The organism is Frankia sp. CcWB3 (genome assembly GCF_977927595.1).
Genome location: NZ_CDWRCK010000005.1, coordinates 1 through 4,385 on the forward strand (window position 1 = coordinate 1; position 4,385 = coordinate 4,385).

Consider the following 4,385-nt stretch of genomic DNA (forward strand, 5'->3'; position numbering starts at 1 on the left):
CAACAGATCCCGGGTTTCCTCCCCTTCGCGCGTCCTCGCTAGCCCCACTGCTGCGCGGTCAGCGCGTGGGCCCGGCCGCCGCCCTCGCGGATGATGCGGTCCCAGCCGCCCGCACCCCGCTCGGGCGACACCCAGTCCCGCATGTAGGCGGCGCGCGGCGCGGTGGGATCCGTGCGCGCATCGATGCCCATGAGCACGTACATGCTGCTCAGGTGCTTCATGTGGATGAAGAAGTGCACGCGCTCCATGGGGCCGAACAGTTCCTCGAACACCAGCGCCGTGGCGTGGCCGGTCGCGTTGAGGTTCATGTTCTCCGCGACCGTCCGGGCGAACAGCCGCGCCTCGGCGCGGAACTGGTAGCTGAAGTCGATCACGCGGTGCATGATCACGCCCGCGCTGGCGGTGGTCAGGATCCGGTCCGGATCCTGCGCGGTCTGGTGGGCCGCGCCCAGCACCTCGAACCACGGCACCGGCGAGTCGGCCTTCAGGGGGCTCAGGGACGGGTCCTTGGCCATCGCCTCGGTCGCCGTGCCGAACATGCCCCACCGCTGCGGGAACATCATGTGCTCCTCGACGCTGCCGGGTACGAACGCTGCCCCCCAGTCCCGGGCCCGCTGATGCGCCACGTAGCCGCCCAGCACGCCGTCGCGCAGGTCAGACGCGCCCCCGAGATGGACCAGAGCGTCGTAGTCCTCCAGGGACCGCAGGTGGATCAGCCAGTGCACGCGGTCCTTGACGCCGAAGGTCTCCTCGTAGACGAAGACCGTCGCCAGGCCGTCCTGCTTGCCGTTGACGAACTGCGCGGCCTCACGCGCGAGGTCACGCGCCAGGTCTGCCTGGCCGGCGGCGATCTGGGCCGAACGCTGCACCAGGGCGCCGCAGTTACCCGAGTGCAGCACCCGGTCTACCGGCTGGCTCGTCTGGTGCAGAGCTGAGCGCACGGTGGGGGTGCCGTTGCCGACTTCGGTCACTGCTTCTCCCTCATTCTCGTGACGCGGCACCGGTGAGCGCCGCTCGTCTTTCCCGCAGCACGTGGGCCGCGCCGACCATGAGCCGCTCGGCGATGAGATCGACGTGGCGCGCGCGCCAGTCCTGCAACGGCGTCCCGGCGACGAAGCGGTTGAACGCGCCGATCGCCGGGCCGCAGTGAATCTGGAAGTTCGCCCGCTCGGCTTCGTCGCCCGCGGTGGCCAGGCGGTTGGTACGGGCGAAGTAGGACCTGAACGCCAGCGCCATGCGGTGCTTGGGGTCCCGTTCGGCGCGCTCCACCTCGTCGGGACGCCCCATGCCCAGGTAGTGCTCGCGGGTCTGCTTCCACACCTGCTCCAGCGGCGCCCGGAAGCAGTCCCGCTCCAGGGCAGCCCGGGTGCCCGCGTCCAGCTCCTCCAGGCCGCCGTGCTGCCGGTAGAGCTGGTAGAGCCGGTTGACGCGGGCCGCGAACAGCGTGCCCTTGCGGACCACCTGCACCCGCGAGCCCAGCTCGAACAGGTCGCCCGCCGGGGCGTAGGTGGTGTCCTGCACGTCCAGGCCGGACAACAGGTCCTTGACCGCGTCGGAGGTGCCCGCCTCCGGCGAGCACTGGTTGACCGAGCCGGTCATCACGAAGTCCGCGCCGAGCACGAACGCCGCCGCCGCCTCGGGCGCACCCAGACCGCCCGACGCGCCGAGGTGCACCCCGTCGCTGTAGCCGTGTTCGGCCACCACCCGCTCGCGTAGCCGGGCCAGGGACGGGATCAGGGTCAGCGCCACTCCCCCGTCCGTGTGCCCGCCCGAGTCGGCTTCGACGCACACCTCACCGGCCACCGGCAGGCGCCGCGCCACCTCCGCCTCGCCGCGCGTCAGCGCGCCCCGGTCCACCAGGCCGCGCAGCAGGTCGGCCGGCGGCGGGGCCATGAAGGCAGCCGCCACCTCCGGCCGGGACACCTTCGCCAGGACATGGCGGACCGCGACCGGCGCCCCGTCCGGCCCGCGGCGCGCCCCGGCGAACCGGAACCGCACCACCGCCGGAGTGACGGAGGTGAACCCCGCCGCCTCGGCGAACCGCACGTCGTGGCGCAGCAGGACGTCCACGACCGCTTCCTCGCCCGCCGGGTCGGCCAGGTCGTGCAGCAGGTTGACGCCGTAGGTCAGGCCCGGCGTGCCGGCGAGCCGCAGCACGGCGCGTTCGACCTCGGCCAGATCGAGTCCGCCGGACCCGAAGTAGCCCAACAGCCCGGCCTGCCCGATGCGGGTGACCAACTCGACCGACGCGACCCCACGGAACATCGCACCGGCGAGGTAGGCGTACCGCAGGCCGTAGGCCGCCGGAACCGGGCGCTGCCCAGCGCGGCGGCGTCCGGGTCGACCTCGCGTTCCGGCTGGGCACGACCGTTCGCCGCCGGTGCCGCCGGTGCCGGCGCGGCCGGTGCGGAACCCCCGACCACGACCGCGTCCCACCCGGAACGTCCGACCGCGGCCCCGTTCGGCGCGGGGCCTTCGGCCAACTCGGCCCCGTTCGGCCCAGGACCGTCGGCCGCCGCGGCCCCGTCCGGCTCGGGACCTTCGGCCACCGCGGCCTGCCACAGCGGGGTGAGAACCCTGGCGTCGCCGACCTCGCGCGCCTCGGTGACCCCACGTCGAATCAGCTCGCGCATCGACCTCCGCCACAGCACCGGGCTGTCGATCTGCCGCGCCAGCAGAGCGGCCACCCCGCCCACCGGGTACGGCGCGGCGGTCGCGTTCGCGATCACCGGCACGGCCGGGTCACGGAACACGACGCCCGCCAGGTGCTCGCCGAACCGACGCGCCGCGTCCGCCATGTACCGCGAGTGGAACGCCGCGCTGACGGCGAGCGGGACGCACCGCTTTCCGGGCAGCTCGCGGACCGCGTGGCGCACCAGACGGATCGCCTCGGCCTCACCCGACACCACCACCTGGGTGACCGAGTTCTCGTTGGCGACCTGGACCCTGTCGGCGACCCCGCACCGGTGCAGCAGCGCGGTGACCTCGTCCGGGTCGAGCCCGACCACGGCCGCCATCCCGCCACCCGCCGCCTCACCCATCAGCTCACCGCGCCGCCGCACCAGGCGCAGGCCGGTGGCGAAGTCGAAGCACTCGGCGGCGAGCAGCGCGTTGTACTCACCGAGGCTGTGCCCGGCCAGGTAGTCGGGCGGTGGTTCCCGCTCGGACACGGCCCGGTGGGCGAGGGCGTTGACGACGAAGATCGCCGGCTGCGCCCACCGCGTGTCGGCCAGCTCGCCCTCCGGGCCCGACAGACACAGCTCACGCACCGACCTGCCCAGCACGTCGTCGGCGGTGGCGACCAGTTCCGGGAACCGGTCGAACAGCTCCGCACCCATCCCTGCGCGCTGCGACCCCTGACCGGGGAAGACCCAGACCCTCATCGACGACGCCGGGGGTTCAGCCGGCCGGGTACTGGTAGGGCACCAGCAGGGTGTCCTCGATCGTGCCCGGCATGAAGGTGCGGCCCCAGCCGCCCCCACCCTTGACGGGCGAGATGTAGTCCCTGGTCATCAACGTGCGGAATTCGTCGTCGGTGCGCTCCAGGTCGGTCAGTTCCTGGTAGGCGTCGAACGACGTGAAGTGCACCAGCCAGTGCAGCCGGTCCATCACGCCGAAGGTCTCCTCGTACCTGTACGAGGAGACGCGCCCGGCGAGCCGTGCGTTGACGAGCTTCTGCCAGGCGAAGGCGAAGTGCCTGGCCTCCTTGCGGAACTCGTGCAGGGCCTGTCCGGTGCGGTGCATCGTGAGCAGGGCGTTGCCGGAGTGCAGCAGCTGGTCCTCGGACTGCCCCGTCTGCAGCAGGGCGGGGTCGACCCAGACCTCGCTGTCCTCGTGCTCGCCCTCCTCGTGCACCAGGATGCGCTCCTGGACGCTGCTCTCCACGACGGCCCGGCCCCACATGCCCGCGCTGTTGTCGTCGACGACGCGGTCGCTCTCCAGCAGATCGATCATCTTCTCGTCGTGGTCGACCATGCGCAGGCTGATCGAGTAGTCGTTCGGCGTCTTCCAGTGGATCAGCCAGTGGACGCGGTCCTTGCGGCCGAACAGCTCCTCGTAGAAGAAGAACGAGGCGCCGTTGAGGTCCGCCCGGTTCATGTAGGTGATGACGTCGCCGAACAGCCGGCGCCCCTCGGCACTGTGCTCGTACTTGAGCTGGGTACTGCGCGCGATGATGAAACCCGCATTACCCGAATGCAGCTGCCGCTGCGGCGGGACGGGGCTCTGGGCCGACGCCGGTCGCAGTTCACCGATGACCGCCTGGCTCATCTGACCTGCCCTTCTGGTACGCCTGGTACGGAGAGGACAGCCCTGACGCTAGGGGGACGTAATGAAGTAACAAATACGTGATCGAGAGCATCATCGCAGGTCACAGGCCTGTGGAG

At 71.5% G+C, this 4,385-nt stretch carries 3 protein-coding genes and 1 pseudogene; all 4 read right to left on the reverse strand.

From position 1 onward, the window contains the following. Window positions 1-38: 38 nt before the first annotated feature. The 4 genes and pseudogenes from ACY5KJ_RS01005 to ACY5KJ_RS01020 all read right to left on the reverse strand — a co-directional run bounded on the left by ACY5KJ_RS01005 (window position 39) and on the right by ACY5KJ_RS01020 (window position 4,269). Window positions 39-971 (reverse strand): DUF6039 family protein, encoded by a 933-nt coding sequence (locus tag ACY5KJ_RS01005; protein ID WP_462202527.1) that lies wholly within the window; start codon window positions 969-971, stop codon window positions 39-41. A 10-nt stretch (window positions 972-981) separates the two neighbouring features. Further along, a complete protein-coding gene (locus ACY5KJ_RS01010; protein WP_462186018.1) occupies window positions 982-2,292 on the reverse strand; it encodes a PfaD family polyunsaturated fatty acid/polyketide biosynthesis protein in 1,311 nt (436 codons plus the stop codon). A gap of 323 nt (window positions 2,293-2,615) precedes the next feature. Further along, window positions 2,616-3,383, reverse strand: a pseudogene (gene fabD, locus ACY5KJ_RS01015) (ACP S-malonyltransferase); the annotation flags it as partial. 16 nt (window positions 3,384-3,399) lie between these two features. Beyond that, window positions 3,400-4,269, reverse strand: coding sequence for a DUF6039 family protein (locus tag ACY5KJ_RS01020; protein ID WP_462202528.1), 870 nt, complete (start codon window positions 4,267-4,269; stop codon window positions 3,400-3,402). Between the last annotated feature and the right edge of the window lie 116 nt (window positions 4,270-4,385).